The following is a 21993-nucleotide window of genomic DNA, read 5'->3' on the forward strand; positions in this document are numbered from 1 at the left end:
ATGAACTACAAGGCAGCGCTGTCGATTGCCTCGGCGCTCGCATTCGGCGCGGCGTCCGCCCAGGCGCAGGACACCAAGGTCGCGATCGCCATCTCCGGCTGGACCGGCTTTGCGCCGCTGACGCTCGCCAAGGAGTCTGGCATCTACGCCAGGAACGGCCTCGATGTCTCGATCAAGAAGATTCCGCAGAAGGATCGCCACCTGGCGATAGCCTCGGGCGACGTGCAGTGCGCCGCCACCACGGTCGAGACCTGGATCGTGTGGAACGCCAACGGCGTCGCCACCACCCAGCTGTTCAAGATGGACCAGGGCATGGGCTCGGACGGCATCGTCGCCAAGCCGGGAATCGACAAGGTCGCCGACCTCAAGGGCAAGACGGTCGCGGCGTCGGCGCCCGGCACCAGCCCGCACTTCTTCCTGTCGTGGGCGCTCAAGAAGGCCGGCATGAAGCTCGCTGACGTCAAGCTGGTCACCCTCGAGCCCGCGCCGGCCGCCAGCGCCTTCGTCGCCGGCAATGCCGGGCTCGACGCGGCGGTGACCTACGAGCCCTATCTCAGCCAGGTCCGCAACAAGCCCGACGCGGGCAAGATCATCGTCGATTCGCTCGGCCAGCCGGTGGTGTTCGATTCGTTCGGCTGCACGCCCAAGTTCATCAAGGAGAACCCCAAGGCGGTGAAGGCGCTGGTCGACAGCTACTTCCAGGCGCTCGACATGATCGCGGCCGACAAGACCAAGGCCTTCGGCATCATGGGCGCCGACGTCAAGCAGACCGCCGAGCAGTTCGAGGCCTCGCAGTCCAAGCTCAAGTGGGCCGACCGCGCCGGCAACCAGAAGTTCTTCGCGGGCGAGATCCAGGCCTTCAACAAGGAGGCCGCGGCGCTGCTGCTCGAGATCGGCGTCATCAAGCAGGTGCCGGCCAATATGGACAGCCTCTACGACACGAGCTTCCAGAAGTGAAACCCGGCCTGTTCGTTCCTGTCTCGCGCAGGGTACGGATCGGGCTGGGCATCGCCTTCTTCCTCGCGTTCGGCCTGGCGTGGTGGGCGATCACCGCGTCGGGCGCCGTGCCGCCGCAGTTCCTCGCCTCGCCGGGCCGGACGCTCGCGGCGGCCTGGGAGCTGTTCGCCAAATTCGGCTTCACCTACGACGTCGGCATGACGGTCTGGCGGGTGCTGGGCGGCTTCGTGCTGGCGGCGCTGATCGCCGTGCCGCTCGGCATCGCCATGGGGGCGTGGAAGCCGGTCGAGGCGTTCTTCGAGCCGTTCGTTTCCTTCGCCCGTTACCTGCCGGCCTCGGCGTTCATCCCGTTGCTGATCCTGTGGGTCGGCATCGGCGAGACACAGAAGCTCGCGGTGATCTTCATCGGCTGCTTCTTCCAGCTCACCCTGATGATCGCCATGATCGTCGCCGGCACGCGCCGCGATCTCGTCGAGGCGGCCTACACGCTGGGCTGCAGCGAGCGCGGCATCGTGCGCGACGTGCTGCTGCCCGGCGCCGCGCCGGAGATCGCCGAGGCGCTGCGCCAGGTGCTGGGGATCGGCTGGACCTACATCATCGTCGCCGAGCTGATCGGCGCCTCGTCCGGCATCGGCCACATGATCACCGACAGCCAGGCGCTGATGGCGACCGACCAGATCATCTCCGGCATCGTCGTCATCGGCCTGGTCGGGCTGGCGTCGGACGTCGCGTTCAAGCAGCTCAATCGTCGCCTGTTCGCCTGGAGCCACCTCTAGTGAGCCGCCCCTCGTGAGCAGATTGGCGATCCAGGGCGTCGGCAAGACCTTCCCCGGCGTCGCGGGTGGCGCGCCGACCCAGGCGCTGCTGCCGGTCAGCCTCGAGGTCGCCGACAACGACTTCATCACCATCCTGGGCCTCTCCGGCTGCGGGAAGTCGACCCTGCTGCGCCTCGTGGCCGGCCTCGAGGAGCCGACCAGCGGCCGCATCCTGCTCGACTCCGCGCCGGTCGCGGGGCCGGGAGCCGATCGCGGCATGGTGTTCCAGAGCTACACGCTCTTCCCGTGGCTGACGGTGCGCCAGAACATCTGCTTCGGCCTGCGCCAGAAGGGCATGGCCGCCGCCGAGCAGCGCGAGATCAGCGATCACTTCATCGCCGAGATCGGCTTGCGCGGTTTCGAGGATCACTATCCCAAGCAGTTGAGCGGCGGCATGCAGCAGCGCGTCGCGATCGCACGGGCGCTCGCCAACAGCCCCAAGATCCTGCTGCTCGACGAGCCCTTCGGTGCCCTCGACAACCAGACGCGCGTGCTGATGCAGGAGCTGCTGCTCGGCATCTGGGAGCGCGAGCGCAAGACCGTGCTGTTCGTCACCCACGACATCGAGGAGGCGATCTTCATGGCAAGCCGTGTCGTGGTGTTCACGCGCCGACCCGGCCGCGTCAAGACCGAGCTGCCGGTGCCGCTGCCCCATCCGCGGCCCTACACCATCAAGACGGCGCCCGAGTTCACCGCGCTCAAGGCGCGGCTCACCGAGGAGATCCGCGCCGAGGCGCTCGCTGCTGCGGCCTAGAGGCTCGGCAGGTTGAGCCCGTGCTCTTTCGCGCAGGCGATCGCGGTCTCGTAGCCCGCATCGGCATGGCGCATGACGCCGGTCGCCGGATCGTTCCACAGCACGCGCGCAATTCGCGTGGCTGCCTCCGGCGTGCCATCACAGACGATCACCATGCCGGCATGCTGGGAGAAGCCCATGCCGACGCCGCCGCCGTGATGCAGCGACACCCAGGTCGCGCCCGAGGCGCAGTTGAGCAGCGCATTCAGCATCGGCCAGTCCGACACCGCGTCGGTGCCGTCGCGCATCGCCTCGGTCTCGCGGTTGGGGCTCGCCACCGAGCCCGAGTCGAGATGATCGCGGCCGATCACGACAGGCGCCTTGAGCTCGCCTTTGGCCACCATCTCGTTGAACGCGAGGCCGACGCGGTCGCGGTCGCCCAAACCGATCCAGCAGATGCGCGCCGGCAGGCCCTGGAACTTGATGCGCTTCTTCGCCATGTCGAGCCAGGTGTGCAGCGGCTTGTTGTCAGGCAAGAGCTCCTTCACCTTCTCGTCGGTGCGATAGATGTCCTCGGGATCGCCCGACAAAGCGGCCCAGCGGAACGGCCCGATGCCGCGGCAGAACAGCGGCCGTACATAGGCCGGCACGAATCCCGGGAAGGCGAAGGCATCGGCCACGCCCTCCTCCAGCGCCATCTGGCGGATGTTGTTGCCGTAGTCGACCGTCGGCACGCCGAGCTTGTGGAACTCCAGCATTGCGCGGACATGTGCGGCCATCGACTTCTTCGCGGCTTTCGCGACGCCCGCCGGATCCTTGGCGCGTTTGTCCTCCCACTCGCCGAGGCTCCAACCGGCGGGCAGGTAGCCGTTGCCGGGATCGTGCGCCGAGGTCTGGTCGGTCAGGCAGTCCGGCCGCACGCCGCGGCGCAGCAACTCGGGCAGCACCTCGGCGGCGTTGCCCAGCAGGCCGACCGACACCGCCTTCTTCGCCGCGGTCGATTCACGGATGATCGCCAGCGCTTCGTCGAGGTCCTTGGCCTGCCGGTCGAGATAGCCGGTGCGCAGGCGAAACTCGATGCTGCTCGGCCGGCATTCGATGGCGAGGCAGGAGGCGCCGGCCATCGTGGCCGCCAGCGGCTGCGCACCGCCCATGCCGCCCAGGCCGGCAGTCAGGATCCAGCGGCCGGCGAGGCTGCCGCCATAGTGCTGGCGGCCCATCTCGACGAAGGTCTCGTAGGTGCCCTGCACGATGCCCTGGCTGCCGATATAGATCCACGAGCCCGCGGTCATCTGGCCGAACATCATCAGGCCCTTGCGGTCGAGCTCGTTGAAATGCTCCCAGGTCGCCCAGCGCGGCACCAGGTTGGAGTTGGCGATCAGCACCCTCGGCGCATCGGGATGGGTGCGGAAGATGCCGACCGGCTTGCCCGACTGCACCAGCAGCGTCTGGTCGGCTTCTAGGCCGCGCAGCGAGGCGACGATGCGGTCGAAGCTCTGCCAGTCGCGCGCGGCACGGCCGACGCCGCCATAGACCACCAGCTCGCCCGGCTTCTCTGCCACGTCGGGATCGAGATTGTTCATCAGCATGCGCATCGGTGCCTCGGTCAGCCAGCTCTTGGCCGTGAGGGTCGTGCCGTGCGGCGAGCGTATCTGTCGGCTGTTGTCGATGCGGGTCATGAGGGCCTCAGGCGCAAAGAGAGGGCAGGGTGCCGGCCGCTTGAACGACCGCCCCGCTGCGGACCAGGCGAGTCGCTGCCTGCTGGTCGGGATGCAGGGAACGATCCTCGTCGAGATGCGGCACCTCGCGGCGCAGCAGCGTCCGCACCGCTTCGAGCCACGGGCTCGACTTCAACGGCGCATGGAAGTCGCAGCCTTGGGCCGCGACCAGCAATTCGATGCCGATCACCGTGCCGCAATTGTCGGCCATGTCCATCAGCCGGCGGGCGGCGTGCGCGGCCATCGAGACATGGTCTTCCTGGTTGGCCGAGGTCGGGATGGAATCGACACTGGCCGGATGGGCGCGCTGCTTGTTCTCGGAGACCAGCGCTGCCGCGGTGACCTGCGGGATCATGAAGCCGCTATTGAGTCCCGGCCGCGGCGTCAGGAACGCGGGCAGTCCCGACAACGCCGGATCGACCAGCATGGCGATGCGCCGCTCGGCCAGCGAGCCGATCTCGCAGATCGCCAGCGCCATGGTGTCGGCGGCGAAGGCCACCGGCTCGGCGTGGAAGTTGCCGCCGGACAGCGCCTCGCCTGTCTCGGCGAAGATCAGCGGATTGTCGGTGACGCCGTTGGCCTCGGTCTCCAGCGTCACCGCCGCCTGGCGCAGCAGGTCGAGCGCAGCGCCCATGACCTGCGGCTGGCAACGCAGGCAGTAGGGGTCCTGCACGCGCTCGTCGCCGACCAGATGCGAGGCGCGGATCGCCGAGCCGTGCATCAGGTTGCGCAGGGCGTCGGCCGTCTCGATCTGGCCGCGATGGCGGCGCAGGAGATGGATGCGGCGATCGAACGGCGCGTCCGAGCCGCGGGCGGCATCGGTCGAGAGCGCGCCGGTGACCAGCGCCGACTGGAACAGCGTCTCGGTCTCGAACAGCGCGGCCAGCGCGTAGGCGGTCGAGAATTGCGTGCCGTTCAGCAGCGCCAGCCCTTCCTTCGCGCCCAGCGTCAGCGGCTTCAGGCCGGCGCCGGCCAGCGCCGTGTCGGCGGGCACGCTGCGGCCATCGACGATCATCTCGCCTGTGCCGATCATCGTCGCCGACATGTGGGCGAGCGGCGCGAGATCGCCGGACGCGCCGACCGAACCCTGGCAGGGCACGACCGGCGTTAGGCCCTTGGCCAGCATCGCTTCGAGCAGCCGCACCGTCTCCAGCCGAACGCCGGAGGCACCCTGGGCGAGGCTCGCGAGTTTGAGCGCCATCATCAGCCGCGCGACCGGCACCGGCATGGCTGAGCCGGCGCCGGCCGAATGCGACAGCACGATGTTGCGCTGGAGGGTGGCGAGGTCCTCGGGTGGGATGTGGACGTTCGCGAGCTTTCCGAAACCGGTATTGATGCCGTAGACCGGCTCGCCCCGGGCGATGATCGCCGACACCGCCGCCGCCGAGCGTTCGATGAGGGGCACGCAGGCCGGGTCGAGAGTCGGGACGGCGCCGCGATAAATGTCGCGCCAGTCGCGCAGGCTCATCGCGCCGGGCTTCATCGGCCTCTCCAGATCCGCGCGTGCAGCGGCGTGAAGCCGATGCGGTAGACCAGCTCGGCCGGCCGCTCGATGTCCCAGATCGCTATGTCGCATGATTTGCCGGCTTCGAGCGTGCCGACCTCGGCGAGCCGGCCCAGCGCCTTCGCGGCATGGCGTGTCACGCCCAGCAGGCATTCGTCGACGGTCAGCCGGAAGAAGGTCGCCGCCATGCTCATGGTCAGCAGCAGCGAGGTCAGCGGCGAGGTGCCGGGATTGGAATCGCTGGAGATCGCGATCGGCACGCCGTGCCTGCGCAACAGGTCGACCGGCGGCTTCTGCGTCTCGCGCAGGAAGTAGAACGCGCCGGGCAGCAAAACGGCGACGGTGCCGGCGCGGGCCAGTGCCGCGACGCCCTTCTCGTCGGCGTGCTCGAGATGATCGGCCGACAGAGCGCCGAAGCGCGCGGCAAGTTCGGCGCCGCCGAGGGTCGTGAGCTGCTCGGCGTGCAGCTTCACCGGCAGGTCGAGGCGGCGCGCGGTCTCGAAGACGCGGGCCGTCTGCTCGGGCGAGAAGGCAATGGATTCGCAGAAGGCGTCGACCGCATCGGCGAGGCCGGCCTCTGCGACCGCCGGCATCTGGCGGTCGCAGACGTCGGCGATGTAGGCGTCCTTGTCGCCCTTGGCCTCGGGCGGCAAGGCGTGGGCGCCGAGGAAGGTCGTGACGACGGTGAGCGGCAGGACTTCGCCAAGGCGGCGCGCGACCCGCAGCGACTTCGTCTCGCTCTCCGTATCGAGGCCGTAGCCCGACTTGATCTCCAGCGTCGTAACGCCGTCGCGCATCAACGTTTCGATGCGCTTGCGGGCGCTGGCGAGCAACTGGTCCTCGCTTTCTCGGCGCGTGGCCCGCATGGTCGAGACGATGCCGCCGCCGGCGCGCGAAATCTCGTCATAGGTCGCACCGGCCAGTCTGAGCTCGAACTCGTGTGCGCGGTTGCCGCCATAGACGATGTGGGTGTGGCAATCGATCAGCCCGGGTGAGATCCAGCGACCCTCGCAGTCGATCGTCTCGGCGGCATCGAACGAAGGCGCGTCGGCTTCGGCGCCGACATAAAGGATGCGGCCGTCCTTCGACGCGATGACGCCCTTCTCGACGACGCCAAGGCCGGACGCCATGGTGGCGAGCCGAGCATCGCGCCAGACGCGATCACACTTCATGCCGCGACCTTAGCCGATTCTGCCCTCATCTTCCTCCCTATGCGGAGCATGGGGAGGTGCCCCGAAGGGGCGGAGGGGTCATGAGCCACAGAATCGCTGCGGCCTTTGACCCCTGCGTCGCAGATTACTGCGCCACCTCCCCGCGCTTCGCGCAGAGAGGAAGTGTTTCTATGGGTCGATCAGCACACCGGGATTCATCAGACCCTTGGGATCGAGCTCGCGCTTGGCGCCGCGCAGCGCCCTGGCGAACAGCTCGGGCCGCTGCTTGTCGTAGAACGGCCGGTGGAAGCGGCCGACGGCGTGATGGTGCGTGGTCGTGCCGCCATGCTCGACGGTCGCGGCGGTGCAGGCGGTCAGCACCTCCATGAACTGCTCGAGTCCTTTCGCCTTGTCGACGATGCCGCCGAAGGTGAAGTAGAGGCACGGCCCGTCGGGATAGACGTGGGTGAAGCGGCAGGTGACGGTGCCGTCGCGGCCGGTCACGCGCTTGATCGTGTCCCTGGTGATCTTGGTGATCTTCTGATGGAAGTCGCGCATGCGCTCCCAGGTCATCGCGGTCTCGAAGGTCGAGGAGAGGATGCCGCGCGCCACCGCGTGCTCGCCATAGTGCGGCGCGCGGATGAAGCGGTTGCGCCAGGCGCCGGCCGCCCCCGAGCGGTGCGCATTCTCGTCGTCGGGATCGGACTGGTCGGCGATGCCGCCGTGCTCGGCGCAGATCTCCAGCGCGCGCTTCATCCAGACGTCGAGCGGATGGTCGGCCGATTCGAAAGCCAGGACGAGCACCGCCTCCTCGCTGCTCCACGGGATGCCGGGCAGCGCCTCGCGCGCCTCGAGCAGGCGGCAGTTGGCGGGATAGAGGCCCGCCTGGGTGATGCCGCGCACCGCATCGGCGCCGTCATAGAAGGTCTTGAAGCGCACGCTCGCCGAGGAGCGGAAGGTCGGCTTGCGGCGCAGCCGCACCCAGGCCTCGGTGATGATGCCGAGGATGCCTTCGGAGCCGAGGACCATACGGTCAGGGCTCGGTCCGGCGCCGGAGCCCGGCAGGCGGCGCGATTCCAGCGCGCCGGCCGGCGTGATCATGCGCGTGCTTTCGACGAAGTCGTCGATGTGGGTGTAGAGCGTGGCGTAATGGCCGCCCGACCGCGTCGCGATCCAGCCGCCCAGCGTCGAGCAGCGATAGGCCTGCATGTAGTGCCGCATGGTGAGCGGCGTCTTGCGCAGCGCATCCTCGATCGCGGGGCCGTAGATGCCGCCCTGGATGCGCGCCGCTTCGCTGGTATCGTCGACCTCCAGGATCTTGTCCATGTGGCGGAGCGAGATGGTGACGACCTTGTCGAACGAGGCCTGCGGCTCGATGCCCTTCACCACCGACGAGCCGCCGCCGTAGGGGATCGCCTTGGCGCCGATCCGGTCGCACCACTCCAGCACGCGCACGACGTCCTGCTCGCTCTCGGGGAAGGCGACGGCATCGGGCGGGTTGGGCACCGAGCGCATGAACATGCGCCAGGCATCGAAGCCTGCCTTGCCGTAAGAGTGCTCCAGCCGCGTCAGGTGATCGGTGCGCACCATCGCCTGCAGGTCCGACGGCACGTCGATGCGCGGTTTGCGCAGGGTGATCTCGTCCGCCTTGGGCGGCGGCGTGACGTCGAAGCCCTTCAGGCCATAGCGCGCAGCGATCTCCTGCTCCCAGGGCTTGATCTCGTCGGGCGACAGGTCCTCGTCGGCATAGCCCCAGGCGTAGAACTTCTTCTGACGTCTCATGTGAAAGCCACCGGTCTGTTGGCGCCCTTGATCTGCGTTCGATGCATGATGCGCCGGGCCGTGCCGTCGAACGGATCGCGGCGATGCATGGTCGAGCGGTTGTCCCACATCACCAGGTCGCCCAGCCGCCAGACGTGCTCGTACAGGAACTGCGGCTGCGTGCAGTGCGCCCACAGATCCTCGAGCAACGCATCGGACTCCTCGCGCGACAGGCCCTCTATGTAGGAGTTCCGCCGCCGGCCGAGATAGAGCGTCGGCCGGCCGTTGGCGGGATGCTTCAGGATCGCCGGATGCCAGGCCCCCGGTGCCTTGAAGGGATCGTCGGTCGGCGTCACGCCCTTGCGCAGGTAGCCGCCGGAATTGTAGGTGCCGTCGTGCTTCACGCGGCGATCGCCGAGGCGCTGGCGCAGGTCGTCCGGTAGCGCATCGCACGCCGCCTGCATGCCGCAGAACCAGGTGTTGCCGCCGCTCGGCGGAATCTCGAGCGCATAGAGCATCGAGGCATCGGGGGGCATGTCGAGGTAGCTCATGTCGGTGTGCCAGACCGCTTCGCCGTAGCCGAGGGCGCCGATCGGATCGCCGTTCTTGTCGAGCACGTTCGACACGACATAGATGTCGGGATAGCCGGGCGGGCTGATGCGGCCGCGCTCCTGGTTCGGCGGCGGATCGAGCTCGCCGAAGCGGCGGCTGAAGGCCAGCAGGTCGTCGTCGCCGAGCTGCTGGTTGCGCAGCAGGATCACCGAGCGCTGGTGCCAGGCGCGCTCGACCTCGCGGAAGTCGGCATCGCTCAGGCGCCTCAGATCGACGCCCATCACCTCGACGCCGACCGCGTCGCAGAGCGGCCGTACCGTCACAACCATCGTTTCCTCCCTTTGTCGCGGGCAATGATCGGCCGGCCTGCGCGGGCGATCAAGCGCCCAGCCCCCTCAAGCGCCCAGCACGTGACGCAGCCAGCTCGCCAGCTTGTCGCGGATCGCAGGTGCAATCGGTCCGACGAAGCCGGGATCGGTCGCATTCGTCACCGGCTTCAGGTTGTGGCTCACCCCGGCGGCCACCAGCACCTCGCCGGGCTTGTCGCGGCGGGCCAGCGCATCGACCAGCGGCTGGATCTCCGCCATCGGCACGATCTGCGCGTCGGCGCCGCCATGCAGCAGCAGGCAGGGCGAGTCGAAGGCGAGCACGGCCTGCGCCGGATCGAAGGTCAACGCGCCCCGGAAGAACGGGCCGCCATAGGCCGGGAAGACCAGCCGCAGCTCGGCCGCCGTGTCGTCCGGCACGTGCCCGGTGGCGAGGGTCGCTTTCATCACCCGCTCGGCCTCGGCGCTGAGCTGCGGCAAGCCGCGCGCGATCTGCTCGCGCACGATGTCGATCAGCGGCCGGCCCGGCGTGCCGGCGATCACCACGGCGTAGGGCGCGCGCTTGCCCATCGCCGCGGCGGCGGCGAGCGACAGCAGGCCGCCTTCGCTGTGGCCCAGCAGCGCCGTCGCATAGGGCTTGATCTCGTCATGCCGCAACAGCTCGGCATGGGCGGCCATCACGTCGCCGACATAGTTGTCCCAGGCGAAGAAGCGCTCCTGCCCGTCGAGGCTGGTCGGCGTCTGTTGGCCCGAGGCGGCGACGCCGCGCTTGTCGTAGCGCAGGCTGGCGATGCCGTTGTCGGCCAGCAGCTCGGCGATCAGTTTTAAAAGATCGATCTTGACCGGCACCAGCGCGTTGTTGCCGTCCCGGTCGCTCGGTCCGCTGCCGGGGTGCAGCACCACGCCGGGCACCTTCTGCAGCTCGCTGATCGTCGGCAGCAGCAGCGTGCCTTTCAGCGTCACGCCGCCGACACCCTTGAAGCTCAGCGCCTGCTGCTTGGTCCCCATCGGGTAGTATTTCTGCGCCGCGGCCGGAGAGGCGACAAGCGTGGCCGCGCCGCCGAGCAGCGCGCGCCCCATCAGCGCGCGCCGGGGGATCACGTTCGCGGTCCGCTCAGGATATGGACGTGGAAGTGGAAGACGACCTGGCCGCCGCCCGGCCCGACATTGGAGCCGATGCGGTAGCCGCCGGCCACGCTCAGCGTCTCGGCGACCCGGGTCACCGCGCGCCAGAAGCCCGTGATCAACTCCGGCGGCGCCGATTGCGAGAAATCGGTGAGCGACACGTACTCGCCCTTGGGGATCGCCAGCACGTGGACCTGGGCCTTGGGGTAGATGTCCCTGAAGGCGAGCGCGTACTCGTCCTCGTACACCCTGGTGCAGGGCGCTTCGCCGCGCAGGATCCTGGCGAAGATGTTGTTGCGGTCGTAGATGGGCGACGATTGGGACGGCATGGGGCCGCTATTTGTGCTAGCGCTCCGCCTGCTCGGCAAGCCCGCTGGCTTGACCTCTGACGCCCGGCATCTTGCGGCCGCCGATGATGTGGACGTGGAAGTGAAAGACGATCTGGTTGGCGTCCGGCCCGTGGTTGGCGACCAGCCGGTAGCCGGGCTCGTCGAGGCCGAGCAGAGCCGCGGTCTTGCCGACGGCCCGCCAGAAGCCGGCGATCAGGGCGTCGGGCGCCGAGGCGCTGAAGTCCGCGTTCGATACGTATTCGCCCTTGGGCACCACCAGCACATGGATCGGCGCGGCCGGATGGATGTTGTCGAAGGCGAGCGCGTACTCGTCCTCGTAGACCTTCGTGCAGGGGGCTTCGCCGCGCAGGATCCCGGCGAAGACGTTGGTGCGGTCGTACGGCGGCAGACGAGGCGGCATCTCCGCTATTTTCGCTTGCGGGCCGCCTTCTCGGCAATGCCGCTCAGGCCCTCGCGCCGCGCCAGCTCGGTCCATACCGCCCGCGGCTTCACGCCGCTCGCCGCCCACAGGGTCAGCAGGTGGTAGAGCATGTCGGCGCTTTCGCCGACCAGCTTGGGCTTGTCGCCGCGGATGCCCTCGATCAGCGCCTCGACGGCTTCCTCGCCGAGCTTCTTGGCGATCTGCTCGCGGCCGCGGCTGAACAGGCGGGCGGTATAGGAAGTGTCCGGATCGGCGCCCTTGCGGCTGTCGATCACGGCATAAAGACGATCCAGCACGTGCTCGCTGGCGGCACCGGTATCGTTGCGCTTCCTGAGCGCCTTCTTGGCTTTCTTTTTCTTGGCCATCTGAGGGGTACTCTCGACACGCCCTCTTCAAGGGGCGCTGGCCGCATCCTACGCCAAATTCACCGATTGCGCGAGATTTGACGGATGGGAACGCCGGCTCGCGCGAGATGTTCCTTGGCCTGCGCGATGGTGAAGGTACCGAAATGGAAGATCGAGGCGGCCAGCACCGCCGAGGCGCCGCCCTGTTTCACACCGTCGACAAGATGATCGAGCGTGCCGACGCCGCCCGAGGCGACGACCGGCACCGTCACTGCATCCGAAACGGCGCGGGTCAGCGCCAGGTCGAAGCCCGACTTGGTGCCGTCATTGTCCATCGAGGTGATCAGGATCTCGCCTGCGCCTGACTCGGTCATGCGGCGCGCCCAGTCGATCGCGTCCAGGCCGGTGCCCTTGCGGCCGCCGTGGGTGAAGACCTCCCATTTGCCGGGCGCGGTTTGGCGGGCGTCGATCGACACCACGATGCACTGGTCGCCGTATTTCTCGGCCGCCTCGCGCACGAACTCCGGCCGGGCGACGGCGGCGGAGTTGATCGAGACCTTGTCGGCGCCGGCCAGCAGCAGGCGGCGGATGTCGGAGAGCGTGCGCACGCCGCCGCCCACGGTCAGCGGCATGAAGCACTGCTCGGCGGTGCGGCCGACCACGTCGAGGATGGTGTCGCGGTTCTCGTGGCTCGCGGTGATGTCGAGGAAGGTGAGCTCGTCGGCGCCGGCGGCGTCGTAGACCCGGGCCTGCTCGACCGGATCGCCGGCGTCGCGCAGGTCGAGGAACTGCACGCCCTTGACGACACGGCCGTCCTTGACGTCGAGGCAGGGGATGATGCGGACCTTGAGCATCAGTCGCCGCCTTTCAGCACGCGGATGGCGTCGGGCACGGTGACGCGGCCGTCGTACAGCGCGCGGCCGACGATGGCGCCGACGATGCCGTGCTCCTCGGCCGGCACGAGCTCGCGCAGGTCGTCGAGCGAGCTGACGCCGCCCGAGGCGATCACCGGCGTGGTGAGGTGCTGGGCGAGGGTGATGGTGGCGTCGATGTTGACCCCGCCCATCGCGCCGTCGCGGTCGATGTCGGTGTAGATGATGGCGGCGACGCCGGCGTCCTCGAAGCGCAGCGCCAGGTCGAGCGCGCGCACCGTGCTCGACTTGGTCCAGCCGTCGACCGCGACGATGCCGTCGCGGGCGTCGATGCCGACCGCGACCTGGCCCGGCCATTGCTTGCAGGCGGCCTTGACCAGGCCCGGCTCCTTGACCGCGATCGTGCCCAGGATGACGCGCTTCACGCCGGCGTCGATCCATTGCGCGATGCTCTCGATGGTGCGGATGCCGCCGCCGAGCTGGGCCGGCACCTCGACCGTCTTCAGGATCTCGACCACCGCGTCGCGGTTGACCGGATGGCCCTCGACCGCGCCGTTGAGATCGACCAGGTGCAGCCATTCGCAGCCGGCATGGGCGAAGGCCTTGGCCTGCGTCGCCGGGCTGTCGTTGAACACGGTCGCCTTGGCCATGTCGCCGCGCAGCAGGCGGACGCACTTGCCGTCCTTCAAATCGATGGCAGGAAAAAGGATCATCGCGGCGCGGGATTTAGCGCGTTGGGCCCCGGCGCGCCACCCTCCGTGGTATGGGGCGCGAAACCATCCACGTTATCCCTCTGACTCACCGGGAGGCGGTGATTCCCGCGCTTGCTGCACGCAGCGCGAAGGCAGATGGTGCTCTCACGAAGTTCGGTGCCCGTGACGAGCGGACCACCGGATGGAGAGAGGGGCCGCAAGGTTCCTCGCGGTGGCGAAAGCTGCTGATGGACCTCCGGCGTGCTCCAGCGAAATCGTCTTCGACGGAGCGCCGCACCCCCTCTCGAGAGGGGGCTGTGACGGGAAACCGGTACGGGGGTCCGATGCGAACGGTCCATGCGCATGGAACGGGCGCGCCCCGAGGATGGTGGTAGCGGGCGGGGATCCCGCAATTCACCGGCCACTCGCGGCCCCGCCAGGGGTTGTGGCCAGCCGCGCCCCGCGGCGAGTGCGACGAACACTCGACGAAGGTGCGTGCGAAGCGGCGAGACCGGGAAACTGGTCTCGCCGTTTTCTTTTGTGGTCAGCGACGGGCGGTGACGGTGACCGGAAGCTGCACTGCGAGCTCGGCACCGCGCTTGCCGATCGTGCTCTCGATGGCATCGCGGTCCAGTCGGGTCTTGTCGTCCCCTTCGATCAGCCAGGCGACGCCACCGGCCTGGCCGACCTGGTTGGCCCGCCGCAGGGCGTCGTCGAGGGCCTCGTAGACGGCCGGCAGCAGCCGATGCCGGGTCGCCTTGAATTCCTTTTCGGTGGTGCAAACGTAGCCGACGGTCCACCAAAGCCTGTAGGTCATGCGCGCTTCCCTCGACCCTGGATGGACCGGGCTTCAACCTACCTCTTCTGGGAAGCGGCGGCGAATGCGGATCGCCTGGCAGGCTGGAAAAACTACCGATCGTTCAGGTGGCAGGCGCTGAAATGGCCCGGCGCCACTTCCTTGATGGCGGGGCGCTCGGCCTTGCAGCGGGCGAAGGCGTGCGGGCAGCGCGGATGGAAGGCGCAGCCCGGCGGCGGGTCGAGCGGCGAGGGCAGCTCGCCGGCGATCGGCTTGTAGGTGCGCTGCGCCGCCTCGAGCTTGGGCACCTCGGCGAGCAGCGCCTGGGTGTAGGGATGGTTGGGCCGCGCGAACAATTCGTCGGCCGGCGCGATCTCGACCAGGCGGCCGAGATACATGATCGCCACCCGGTCGGAGAGATGCTCGACGACCGCGAGATTGTGGCTGATGAACAGATAGGTGAGGCCGAGCCGCTGGCGCAGCTCCATGAACAGGTTCAGCACCTGCGCCTGGATCGAGACGTCGAGCGCCGCCACCGCCTCGTCGCAGACGATGAAGGCCGGCTTCACCGCCAGCGCGCGGGCGATGCCGACGCGCTGGCGCTGGCCGCCGGAGAACTGGTGCGGATAGCGGCTGGCATAGGCCGGATCGAGGCCGACCTGCATCAGCGTCTCGGAGACATACTCGGCCTGGCGCCCGCGCCCGACCAGCCCGTGCACCCGCGGCGCCTCGCCGACGATCTCCGACACCCGCAGGCGCGGATTGAGCGAGGCGAACGGGTCCTGGAAGATCATCTGCACGGCGAGCTGCCAGGCGTGCCGGTCGCCCGCACCCATCGCCGCCACGTCCTGGCCGCGCCACGTCATGGTGCCCGCGGTCTGCGGCAGGATGCCGGCGACGATGCGGCCGAGCGTGCTCTTGCCGCAGCCCGACTCTCCCACCAGCCCCACCACCTCGCCCTCGGCGACATCGAGGTCGACGTCGGAGACGGCCTGCACGACCGTCTCGCGCATGCCGGCGCCGAAGGCGTTGGCGATCCTGCCCGCGAGATCGACCCGCTGGACGAAGCGCTTGGTGATGCCGCGCAGGGAGAGAAGCGGCTGTTGCGTCATTTGAGCGGGGTTTCCTGGTACAGCACGCTCCACCACTTGCCGTCGCGGCGGGCATAGACGCTCGACGACAGCACCTTGATCGTCTCGGGCTTCCCGCCCTTGACCGAGCTGGTGTAGGTGACGCGGTAGAGCAGGGTGGCGACGTCGGGCGCCAGCAGGCGCACGGCGTAGGTCGGCTCGTAGGCGATGCTGTGCAGCGTCAAGTCCTTCATCAGCTCCAGCGTCTGGCGCTTGTTGTAGCGGTTGCCGTCGCCGAAGATCAGGAGCGCATCGTCGCCGAGGAAGCTCTTCATGCCCTCGGTGTTCCTGTCGCGCATGAAGTCCCAGCTGCCCTTCTCGAGCGCCATCAGCTCCTCGCGCAGCTTCATGACGTCGGCCGACTGGGCGCCTGCAGGCGCTTGGGCAAAGGCGGTCGACGCCGTGGCCAGCGCCCAGGCACCGCCGATCAGAAAGGAACGTCTGGCGATCATTGTTTCTCCCCCTGGTTCGACGCGTGCGACGGCGTCTCCTGGTACAGGACGGCCCACCACTTGCCGTTGCGCCGGACGTAGAGGCTGGTGGCCAGCACCTTGCTGGTCTCCGTGCGATTGAAGCGCGCCGCGCCGCGCGAGGTGACGCAGTAGATCAGCAGCGCGGCATTCGGGCCGATCAGCCGCATCCCGTAGGTCGGCTCGATCTCGTAGCGGTCGAGCCGGTAGTTCGGCATGTAGGCGATCACGTCGTCCTTGAAGTAGCGCGTGCCGTCCGAATAGATCTGCAGGGCGTCCTCGGGCAGGAAGCGGCGCATCGCGGCGCGGTCGTGCGTCCGGAGGTACTCCCAGCTCTCCTTCTCGAGCGCCATCAGCTGGTCGCGCAGCATCGGGATGTCGGGCTGGTCCTGCGCGCGCGCCGGACCGACGAAGCCGAGGAGAGCGATTGGCGCGAGCGAGCGTCGGCGTAGCATGGTGTCCGGTCTCACCCCGTGGCGCGCCAGCAGCGCGCCCAGTGGCCGGGCCGATGCTCCTCGAGCGCCGGCATCTCGTTGCACTGGTCGATGGCGATCGGGCAGCGCGCCTTGAAGGCGCAGCCCCGGGGCAGCCGCAGCAGCGACGGTGTCATGCCGGGAATCTGCGCCAGCTTGTGGCCGCGCGTGTTCTGCGACGGCACCGAGCCGATCAGGCCCTTGGTGTAGGGGTGCATCGGCCGCTCGATCACGTCGGCGGTGCGGCCGGTCTCGACGATGCGGCCGGCATACATCACGGCGATGCGGTCGGCGAGGCCCGCGACCACCGCGAGATCGTGGGTGACCCAGATCATCGCGGTGCCCGACTCGCGGCAGAGACGCTGCACCTCGAACAGGATCTGGCCCTGGATGGTGACGTCCAATGCGGTGGTCGGCTCGTCGGCGACGATCAGCTTGGGCTTGTGCAGCAGCGCGATCGCGATCGCCACGCGCTGGCGCATGCCGCCGGAGAACTGGTGCGGATAGGCGCGCAGCCGCTCGTCCGGCGAGGGGATGCCGACCTGGACCAGCGCCTTGCGGGCGCGGTCGCGGGCGTCGGCCTCGCTGACCTTGAGATGCGCCTGCACCGTCTCGATCATCTGGGTGTCGACCCGCAGCACCGGATTGAGGGTCATCATCGGGTCCTGGAAGATCATGGCGATCTCCGAGCCGCGGATGGCGCGCAGCCGCTCCGGCCGCGCGGCCGTCAGCTCCTCGCCGTTGAACCTGATCGAGCTGCCCTCGACGATGCGGCCCGGCGGATCGATCAGGCCCAGGATCGAGAAGCCGGTGACGGTCTTGCCGGAGCCCGATTCGCCGACCAGGCCCAGGATCTCGCCAGGTGCCACGTCGAAATCGACGCCGTCGACCGCCTTGGCCACGCCCTCCTTGGTGAAGAAGTGGGTGCGCAGGTTGCGGACGCTGAGCGTCGTCATCTGAGGTTCCGCGGGTTCAGCACGTCGCGCAGGTGGTCGCCCGCGAGATTGATGCCGATGATGGCGATGGCCAGCGCCACGCCCGGGAAGAAGCTGATCCAGTAGCTGCCCGACAGCAGGAACTCGAAGCCGTTGGAGATCAGCATGCCGAGCGACGGCTGGGTCACCGGCACGCCGACGCCGAGGAAGGAGAGCGTCGCCTCGAGCGCGATGGCGCGGGCCAGCGTGATGGTGGCGATCACGATCAGCGACGGCATGCAGTTGGGCAGCATGTGGCGGAACACGATGCGCCACGGCGGCAAAGCGAGGCAGGTCGCGGCCTCGACATATTCCTTGTTGCGCTCGACCAGGGCGGCGCCGCGCGCGGCGCGCGCGAAGTAGGCCCATTGCACCAGGATCAGCGCGATCAGCACCTTGTCGATGCCCTTGCCCAGCACCGACAGCAGGATCAGCGCCACCAGGATCGCCGGGAAGGACAGCATGATGTCGACGATGCGCATCAGGAAGGCATCGGTGCGGCCGCCGGCATAGGCCGCGACCAGGCCGACCACGACGCCGATCGCCAAGGCGGCCAGGACGGAGACGAAGCCGACGAACAGGCTGATGCGCATGCCGTAGAAGATCGCCGACATCATGTCGCGCGCCTGGCCGTCGGTGCCCAGCCAATAGGTGATCTTGCCGTCGCTCGACATGGTGCCGGGCGGCGACTTGGCGTCGAGCAGGTCGAGGCCCGCGATGTCGAACGGGTTCTGGGTCGAGATCAGGGGTGCCGCCGCCGCGACGAAGATCGACAGCACGACCAGGACGAGGCCGAACACAGCGAGGCGGTTCTCGCAGAAGTCGGAGACGATCCGCTGGAACGGCGTCTGCGGCTTCGCCGCGACGGGTTCGAGGGCGACGGTCACGTCGCGCGGCTTTCGAGACGGACCCGCGGATCGAGCACCGAGTAGAGCAGGTCGACCACCAGGTTCAGCGCCACGAAGAAGAAGACGATGATCACCAGGTAGGCGACCACCACCGGGCGGTCGAGCAGCAGGATCGAATCGATCAGCAGCTTGCCGACGCCGGGCCAGGAGAAGATGGTCTCGGTGACCACGGCGAAGGCCACGGTCTGGCCGAACTCCAGGCCGCTCACCGTGGCGATCGGGATCATGATGTTCTTCAGCACATGGACGCCGACGATGCGCCGTTCGCTGAGGCCCTTGGCGCGCGCGAACTTCACGTAGTCCATCGGCAGGACCTCGCGCGCGGTGGCGCGGGCCAGGCGCACGATCAGCGCGCCCTTGTACAAGGAGAGGGTGACGGCCGGCAGCAGCAGGTGCAGCAGCCCGTCGCCGGTCAGGAAGGAGAGCTTGACGCCCAGCACATCGACGGTGGCGCCGCGGCCGGACGCCGGCAGCCGCGGCCAGCCCGGGACGAGGTCGGGCAGCAGCACGGCGAACACCATGATCAGCATCAGCCCGACCCAGAAGTTGGGCAGCGAGAAGCCCAGGATCGAGCCGGTCATGATCGTCTTGGAGCCCGCCGTGTGCGGCCTCAAACCGGCATAGACGCCGAGCGGCAGGCCGATCGCCAGAGACAGCACCAGCGAGGCGAAGGCGAGCTCGAGCGTTGCGGGGAAGCGCTCGAAGATCAGGCCCATCGCCGGCTGGCCGGCGAGGAAGCTCTTGCCGAAATTGCCGTGCAGGGCGTCGTTCACGAACAGCAGGTACTGCTGCCACATCGGCAGGTCGAGATGCAGCGCCTTGCGGACGGCCTCGCGCTCCAGCTCCGAGGCATCGGGGCTGATCATCATCAACACGGGATCGCCGATCAGGTAGATGCCGGCGAAGACCAGCACCGACATCACCACCATGACCAGCGCCGCCTGCATCAGGCGGCGGATGATGTAGACGATCATTGGAGCGCGCCAAGTCTGTCGTCCTGAGCGAAGCGAAGGACCTCATCGCCGCTTGCAACCGGCATGAGATCCTTCGCTCCGCTCAGGATGACAAGTGTCATCACTGCGCCGGCTTCACGCCCTGGGCGAGCGTGTTCTGGTCGGCGCGGCCCTTGTAGGTCAGGCCCTTCTTCATCGCCCACACCGAGAGCTCGAAGTGGATCGGGATCAGGCCGTGGCCCTCCTGGATGGCGATCTTGCTCGCCTCGGCGAGCAGCGCCTCGCGCTTGGCGTCGTCGACCGTGACCAGCGCCTCCTCGAGCTTGGCGTCCATCGCCTTGTTCGAGTGCCGGCCGGAGTTGGTCGTGCCCATGCCCTTCGGACGGTCGGGGGTGGCGAGCAGCGCCTTCAGGGCATTGCTGAGCTCGCCGGTGCTGGCGCCCCAGCCGGCGAGATAGGCCGAGTACTTGAAGCTGTCGCGGTTCTTGAAGAACACCGGCGGGGCGGCGGCATCGACCTCGGTCTTGACGCCGACCCGGCTCCACATCGCCGCCACTGCCTGGGCGATCTTGAGGTCGTTGATGTAGCGGCCGTTGGGCGTGCCCAGCGTGATCGAGAAGCCGTTGGGATAGCCCGCCTCGGCCAGCAGCTTCTTGGCCTTGGCCTGGTCGTAGGGATCGACCGGCGTGTCCTTCCGGGTGCCGCCCATCGGATAGGGCAGCAGGTCGCCGGCCGGCACCGCGACGCCTTCCATGATCTTGTCGGCGATGCCCTTGCGGTCGATCGCGATCGACAGCGCCTCGCGCACCCGCTTGTCCATCAGCGGGTTCTTGCCGTTGGTGTCGGGGATGGCGATCGGCGGCTCGCCGTGCTGGTCGAGATGGATGTAGATGATGCGGTTGGAGACCGCTCTATCGAGATGGACTTTCGGATCGTTCTTCAGCTTGGCGAGATCGGTGGTCGGCGGATCCTCGATCAGGTCGACGTCGCCCGACAACAGCGCCGCGACGCGCGCGGTGTTGTTGCTGAGCGGCCGCAGGATCACCGTCTTCCACGCCGGCTTCTCGCCCCAGTAGGTGTCGTTGCGCTCGCCGACGATGCGGCTGCCGCGCTGCCATTCGACGAACTTGAACGGACCGGTGCCGACCAGGCCGTTGCCGGCATTGAGCTCGGCCGAGGTCTTGCCCTCGGCCGCCGGGCCCGCCATCGCCTTCTTCGACAGGATCGGCAGGGCGGCGAGATCGAGCGGCAGCAGCGGCGCCGGGCCGTTGGTGTGGATGCGCAAGGTCAGCGGATCGACGATCTCGAAGCTCTTCATCGCGCGGGTGTAGATCGTGTAGGGGCCGGGGCTGTTGGGCACCTTCGGCACGCGCTCGTAGGTGAAGACGACGTCCTCGGCGGTGAAGTCCGAGCCGTCATGGAACTTCACGTTGGGCCGCAGCTTGATCTCCCAGACCGTGTCGCCGACCGGCTTCCACGACAGCGCGAGGCCCGGCTTGGTCTTGAGGTTCTCGTCCTGCAGCACCAGGGCGTCGAAGAAATGCTGCGCCACCTGGATGTTGGGATTGAGCGTGTGGAACTGCGGGTCGAGCGAGCTCGGCTCGGTCTTGATGCCGATCTTGAGTTCCTGCGCTTGCGCCGACAGGCTCATCAATACCAAAGCGCTCGCCGCGGCGGCGGCAAGCTTGCCGATCCTGCTCATAACAACCCCTCCAACACTCACGTTGCAGTCCTTATGGCAAGGCCGCGCGGCGACCGCTAGTCTCCCGCTATGACCCACATTACCCCCGACCGCCTCGCCGGCCTCGCGACCGAGCTCACCAAGATCCGCCGCGACATCCATCGCCATCCCGAAACCGCCTTCGAGGAGACGCGCACCGCGCAGATCGTCGCCGACAAGCTCACCTCCTGGGGCATCGAGATCCATCGCGGCCTCGCCACCACGGGCGTGGTCGGCACGCTCAAGGGCAAGCGGCCGGGCCAGAAGACGATCGGGCTGCGCGCCGACATGGACGCGCTGCACCTGCAGGAAAAGAACGACTTCGACTACACCTCGTCGATCCCCAACAAGATGCATGCCTGCGGTCATGACGGCCATACCACCATGCTGCTGGGCGCGGCCAAGCATCTCGCGGCCGAGCCCGACTTCGCCGGCACCGTTCACTTCATCTTCCAGCCGGCCGAGGAAGGCCTCGGCGGCGCGCGGGTGATGATCGAGGAAGGGCTGTTCGACCGGTTCAACTGCGACGCCGTCTACGGCATGCACAACATGCCGGGCTTCGAGAAGGGCCACTTCGCGATCCGCACCGGCCCGATGCTGGCCTCGTCCGATAGCTGGGAAGTCACCTTCAAGGGCACCGGCGGCCACGGCGCGATGCCCGACCGCGGCACCGACCCGACCTTCGTCGCGGCGCAGTTCATCGTTGCCGTCCAGGGCATCGTCGGCCGCAACGTGCCGTCCAACCAGGCCGCGGTGCTGAGCGTCGGCCACATCCATGCCGGCACGCCGGGCTCGCCCAACGTCATCCCGTCGGAGGTGCTGATCAAGGGCACCGCCCGCAGCTTCTCGCGCGAGATCCGCGACCTGCTCGAGCGGCGCCTGGCCGAGGTCGCCGACGGCATCGCCAAGGCCGGTGGCTGCGAGGCCGTCTCGAAGTATCACCGCCGCTATCCGTCGCTGGTCAACGCGGCGGACCAGACCAAGATCGCGGTCGAGGCGGCGGCGCTGACCGTCGGCCGCGAGAAGGTCGAGGCCAACGCCGCGCCGATCGCCGGCGCCGAGGACTTCGCCTTCATGCTGGAGAAGAAGCCGGGCGCCTACATCATGATCGGCAACGGCGGCACCGGCGAAGGCGGCTGCCACAACGTGCATTCGCCGCTCTACGACTTCAGCGACGAGATCCTGACCACGGGGGCCGCCTACTGGGTCAACCTGGTGCAGGTCGAGCTGGGCAACGCCGCGGCGTGA

23 protein-coding genes are annotated in these 21993 nt (G+C 68.3%); 4 read left to right on the forward strand and 19 right to left on the reverse strand.

The features are described 5' to 3' along the window. From J0J01_RS12725 to J0J01_RS12735, 3 genes are read left to right on the forward strand one after another with little or no spacing between them, the layout of a single operon-like run. Positions 1-957: an ABC transporter substrate-binding protein gene (locus J0J01_RS12725; protein WP_296381077.1), complete on the forward strand. Its 957-nt coding sequence runs from the start codon at positions 1-3 to the stop codon at positions 955-957. Further along, a complete protein-coding gene (locus tag J0J01_RS12730; protein ID WP_296381079.1) occupies positions 954-1733 on the forward strand; it encodes an ABC transporter permease in 780 nt (259 codons plus the stop codon). The genes J0J01_RS12725 and J0J01_RS12730 overlap by 4 nt, the downstream gene beginning before the upstream one ends. A gap of 13 nt (positions 1734-1746) precedes the next feature. Further along, on the forward strand, positions 1747-2526 hold the full coding sequence (locus J0J01_RS12735) for an ABC transporter ATP-binding protein (RefSeq protein ID WP_296381081.1): 780 nt from the start codon (positions 1747-1749) through the stop codon (positions 2524-2526). Here the strand turns inward: J0J01_RS12735 and hutU are convergent. From hutU to J0J01_RS12830, 19 genes are all read right to left on the reverse strand, one after another. Beyond that, the gene (hutU, locus tag J0J01_RS12740) at positions 2523-4184 is read right to left on the reverse strand and encodes a urocanate hydratase (RefSeq protein WP_296381083.1); all 1662 of its coding nucleotides are present in this window, start codon (positions 4182-4184) and stop codon (positions 2523-2525) included. The two genes, J0J01_RS12735 and hutU, sit on opposite strands and share 4 nt — an antisense overlap. 7 nt (positions 4185-4191) lie before the next feature. Beyond that, complete coding sequence (gene hutH / locus J0J01_RS12745) at positions 4192-5706, reverse strand: histidine ammonia-lyase (protein WP_296381085.1); 1515 nt, start codon at positions 5704-5706, stop codon at positions 4192-4194. Beyond that, entirely contained in the window at positions 5703-6899 is a 1197-nt protein-coding gene (gene hutI / locus J0J01_RS12750; RefSeq protein ID WP_296381087.1) for an imidazolonepropionase, read from the reverse strand. Before hutI ends, hutH begins: the two co-directional genes overlap by 4 nt. 168 nt (positions 6900-7067) lie before the next feature. Beyond that, positions 7068-8660 carry an FAD-binding oxidoreductase gene (locus J0J01_RS12755; protein WP_296381089.1) on the reverse strand — a complete coding sequence of 531 codons (1593 nt, stop codon included), beginning with the start codon at positions 8658-8660 and terminating at the stop codon, positions 7068-7070. Beyond that, positions 8657-9520 (reverse strand): TauD/TfdA family dioxygenase, encoded by an 864-nt coding sequence (locus tag J0J01_RS12760; RefSeq protein WP_296381091.1) that lies wholly within the window; start codon positions 9518-9520, stop codon positions 8657-8659. The genes J0J01_RS12755 and J0J01_RS12760 overlap by 4 nt, the downstream gene beginning before the upstream one ends. A 66-nt stretch (positions 9521-9586) precedes the next feature. Continuing rightward, positions 9587-10618 carry an alpha/beta fold hydrolase gene (locus J0J01_RS12765; protein WP_296381092.1) on the reverse strand — a complete coding sequence of 344 codons (1032 nt, stop codon included), beginning with the start codon at positions 10616-10618 and terminating at the stop codon, positions 9587-9589. Then, positions 10615-10971 carry an HIT domain-containing protein gene (locus J0J01_RS12770; protein ID WP_296381094.1) on the reverse strand — a complete coding sequence of 119 codons (357 nt, stop codon included), beginning with the start codon at positions 10969-10971 and terminating at the stop codon, positions 10615-10617. The genes J0J01_RS12765 and J0J01_RS12770 overlap by 4 nt, the downstream gene beginning before the upstream one ends. 16 nt (positions 10972-10987) lie before the next feature. After that, complete coding sequence (locus J0J01_RS12775) at positions 10988-11392, reverse strand: HIT domain-containing protein (protein ID WP_296381096.1); 405 nt, start codon at positions 11390-11392, stop codon at positions 10988-10990. A 5-nt stretch (positions 11393-11397) separates the two neighbouring features. Further along, positions 11398-11778 (reverse strand): phosphoribosyl-ATP diphosphatase, encoded by a 381-nt coding sequence (locus tag J0J01_RS12780; protein ID WP_296381097.1) that lies wholly within the window; start codon positions 11776-11778, stop codon positions 11398-11400. 59 nt (positions 11779-11837) lie between these two features. Continuing rightward, positions 11838-12611 carry an imidazole glycerol phosphate synthase subunit HisF gene (gene hisF, locus J0J01_RS12785; protein WP_296381099.1) on the reverse strand — a complete coding sequence of 258 codons (774 nt, stop codon included), beginning with the start codon at positions 12609-12611 and terminating at the stop codon, positions 11838-11840. Next, positions 12611-13342, reverse strand: a complete 732-nt coding sequence (gene hisA, locus J0J01_RS12790; RefSeq protein ID WP_296381101.1) for a 1-(5-phosphoribosyl)-5-[(5-phosphoribosylamino)methylideneamino]imidazole-4-carboxamide isomerase — start codon at positions 13340-13342, stop codon at positions 12611-12613. Before hisA ends, hisF begins: the two co-directional genes overlap by 1 nt. Positions 13343-13865: 523 nt before the next feature. Further along, positions 13866-14138 (reverse strand): hypothetical protein, encoded by a 273-nt coding sequence (locus tag J0J01_RS12795; protein WP_296381103.1) that lies wholly within the window; start codon positions 14136-14138, stop codon positions 13866-13868. Positions 14139-14230: 92 nt separating this feature from the next. Continuing rightward, positions 14231-15229, reverse strand: coding sequence for an oligopeptide/dipeptide ABC transporter ATP-binding protein (locus J0J01_RS12800; RefSeq protein WP_296381105.1), 999 nt, complete (start codon positions 15227-15229; stop codon positions 14231-14233). Next, the gene (locus tag J0J01_RS12805; RefSeq protein ID WP_296381107.1) at positions 15226-15699 is read right to left on the reverse strand and encodes a nuclear transport factor 2 family protein; all 474 of its coding nucleotides are present in this window, start codon (positions 15697-15699) and stop codon (positions 15226-15228) included. The genes J0J01_RS12800 and J0J01_RS12805 overlap by 4 nt, the downstream gene beginning before the upstream one ends. Beyond that, a complete protein-coding gene (locus tag J0J01_RS12810; RefSeq protein WP_296381109.1) occupies positions 15696-16172 on the reverse strand; it encodes a nuclear transport factor 2 family protein in 477 nt (158 codons plus the stop codon). Before J0J01_RS12810 ends, J0J01_RS12805 begins: the two co-directional genes overlap by 4 nt. Before the next feature lie 11 nt (positions 16173-16183). Then, the gene (locus J0J01_RS12815; RefSeq protein WP_296381111.1) at positions 16184-17146 is read right to left on the reverse strand and encodes an ABC transporter ATP-binding protein; all 963 of its coding nucleotides are present in this window, start codon (positions 17144-17146) and stop codon (positions 16184-16186) included. After that, entirely contained in the window at positions 17143-18051 is a 909-nt protein-coding gene (locus J0J01_RS12820) for an ABC transporter permease (RefSeq protein WP_296381113.1), read from the reverse strand. Before J0J01_RS12820 ends, J0J01_RS12815 begins: the two co-directional genes overlap by 4 nt. Then, entirely contained in the window at positions 18048-19046 is a 999-nt protein-coding gene (locus tag J0J01_RS12825) for an ABC transporter permease (RefSeq protein ID WP_296381114.1), read from the reverse strand. Before J0J01_RS12825 ends, J0J01_RS12820 begins: the two co-directional genes overlap by 4 nt. A 100-nt stretch (positions 19047-19146) precedes the next feature. Beyond that, positions 19147-20727 carry an ABC transporter substrate-binding protein gene (locus J0J01_RS12830; RefSeq protein ID WP_296381116.1) on the reverse strand — a complete coding sequence of 527 codons (1581 nt, stop codon included), beginning with the start codon at positions 20725-20727 and terminating at the stop codon, positions 19147-19149. A gap of 69 nt (positions 20728-20796) precedes the next feature. Here J0J01_RS12830 and J0J01_RS12835 point away from each other — a divergent pair, with 69 nt between their 5' ends. Next, complete coding sequence (locus J0J01_RS12835) at positions 20797-21993, forward strand: M20 aminoacylase family protein (RefSeq protein WP_296381117.1); 1197 nt, start codon at positions 20797-20799, stop codon at positions 21991-21993.

Source organism: Reyranella sp., from assembly GCF_017305915.1.
GTDB lineage: Bacteria > Pseudomonadota > Alphaproteobacteria > Reyranellales > Reyranellaceae > Reyranella.

Coding starts and splice junctions, on each gene's coding strand:
- J0J01_RS12795 (WP_296381103.1), bottom strand. CDS start 14,138: ATGACCTACAGGCTTTGGTGGACCGTCGGCTACGTTTGCACCACCGAA.
- hutU (WP_296381083.1), bottom strand. CDS start 4,184: ATGACCCGCATCGACAACAGCCGACAGATACGCTCGCCGCACGGCACG.
- hisF (WP_296381099.1), bottom strand. CDS start 12,611: ATGCTCAAGGTCCGCATCATCCCCTGCCTCGACGTCAAGGACGGCCGT.
- J0J01_RS12830 (WP_296381116.1), bottom strand. CDS start 20,727: ATGAGCAGGATCGGCAAGCTTGCCGCCGCCGCGGCGAGCGCTTTGGTA.
- J0J01_RS12810 (WP_296381109.1), bottom strand. CDS start 16,172: ATGCTACGCCGACGCTCGCTCGCGCCAATCGCTCTCCTCGGCTTCGTC.
- J0J01_RS12825 (WP_296381114.1), bottom strand. CDS start 19,046: ATGATCGTCTACATCATCCGCCGCCTGATGCAGGCGGCGCTGGTCATG.
- hutH (WP_296381085.1), bottom strand. CDS start 5,706: ATGAAGCCCGGCGCGATGAGCCTGCGCGACTGGCGCGACATTTATCGC.
- hutI (WP_296381087.1), bottom strand. CDS start 6,899: ATGAAGTGTGATCGCGTCTGGCGCGATGCTCGGCTCGCCACCATGGCG.
- hisA (WP_296381101.1), bottom strand. CDS start 13,342: ATGATCCTTTTTCCTGCCATCGATTTGAAGGACGGCAAGTGCGTCCGC.
- J0J01_RS12835 (WP_296381117.1), top strand. CDS start 20,797: ATGACCCACATTACCCCCGACCGCCTCGCCGGCCTCGCGACCGAGCTC.
- J0J01_RS12770 (WP_296381094.1), bottom strand. CDS start 10,971: ATGCCGTCCCAATCGTCGCCCATCTACGACCGCAACAACATCTTCGCC.
- J0J01_RS12800 (WP_296381105.1), bottom strand. CDS start 15,229: ATGACGCAACAGCCGCTTCTCTCCCTGCGCGGCATCACCAAGCGCTTC.
- J0J01_RS12780 (WP_296381097.1), bottom strand. CDS start 11,778: ATGGCCAAGAAAAAGAAAGCCAAGAAGGCGCTCAGGAAGCGCAACGAT.
- J0J01_RS12760 (WP_296381091.1), bottom strand. CDS start 9,520: ATGGTTGTGACGGTACGGCCGCTCTGCGACGCGGTCGGCGTCGAGGTG.
- J0J01_RS12805 (WP_296381107.1), bottom strand. CDS start 15,699: ATGATCGCCAGACGTTCCTTTCTGATCGGCGGTGCCTGGGCGCTGGCC.
- J0J01_RS12755 (WP_296381089.1), bottom strand. CDS start 8,660: ATGAGACGTCAGAAGAAGTTCTACGCCTGGGGCTATGCCGACGAGGAC.
- J0J01_RS12775 (WP_296381096.1), bottom strand. CDS start 11,392: ATGCCGCCTCGTCTGCCGCCGTACGACCGCACCAACGTCTTCGCCGGG.
- J0J01_RS12815 (WP_296381111.1), bottom strand. CDS start 17,146: ATGACGACGCTCAGCGTCCGCAACCTGCGCACCCACTTCTTCACCAAG.
- J0J01_RS12725 (WP_296381077.1), top strand. CDS start 1: ATGAACTACAAGGCAGCGCTGTCGATTGCCTCGGCGCTCGCATTCGGC.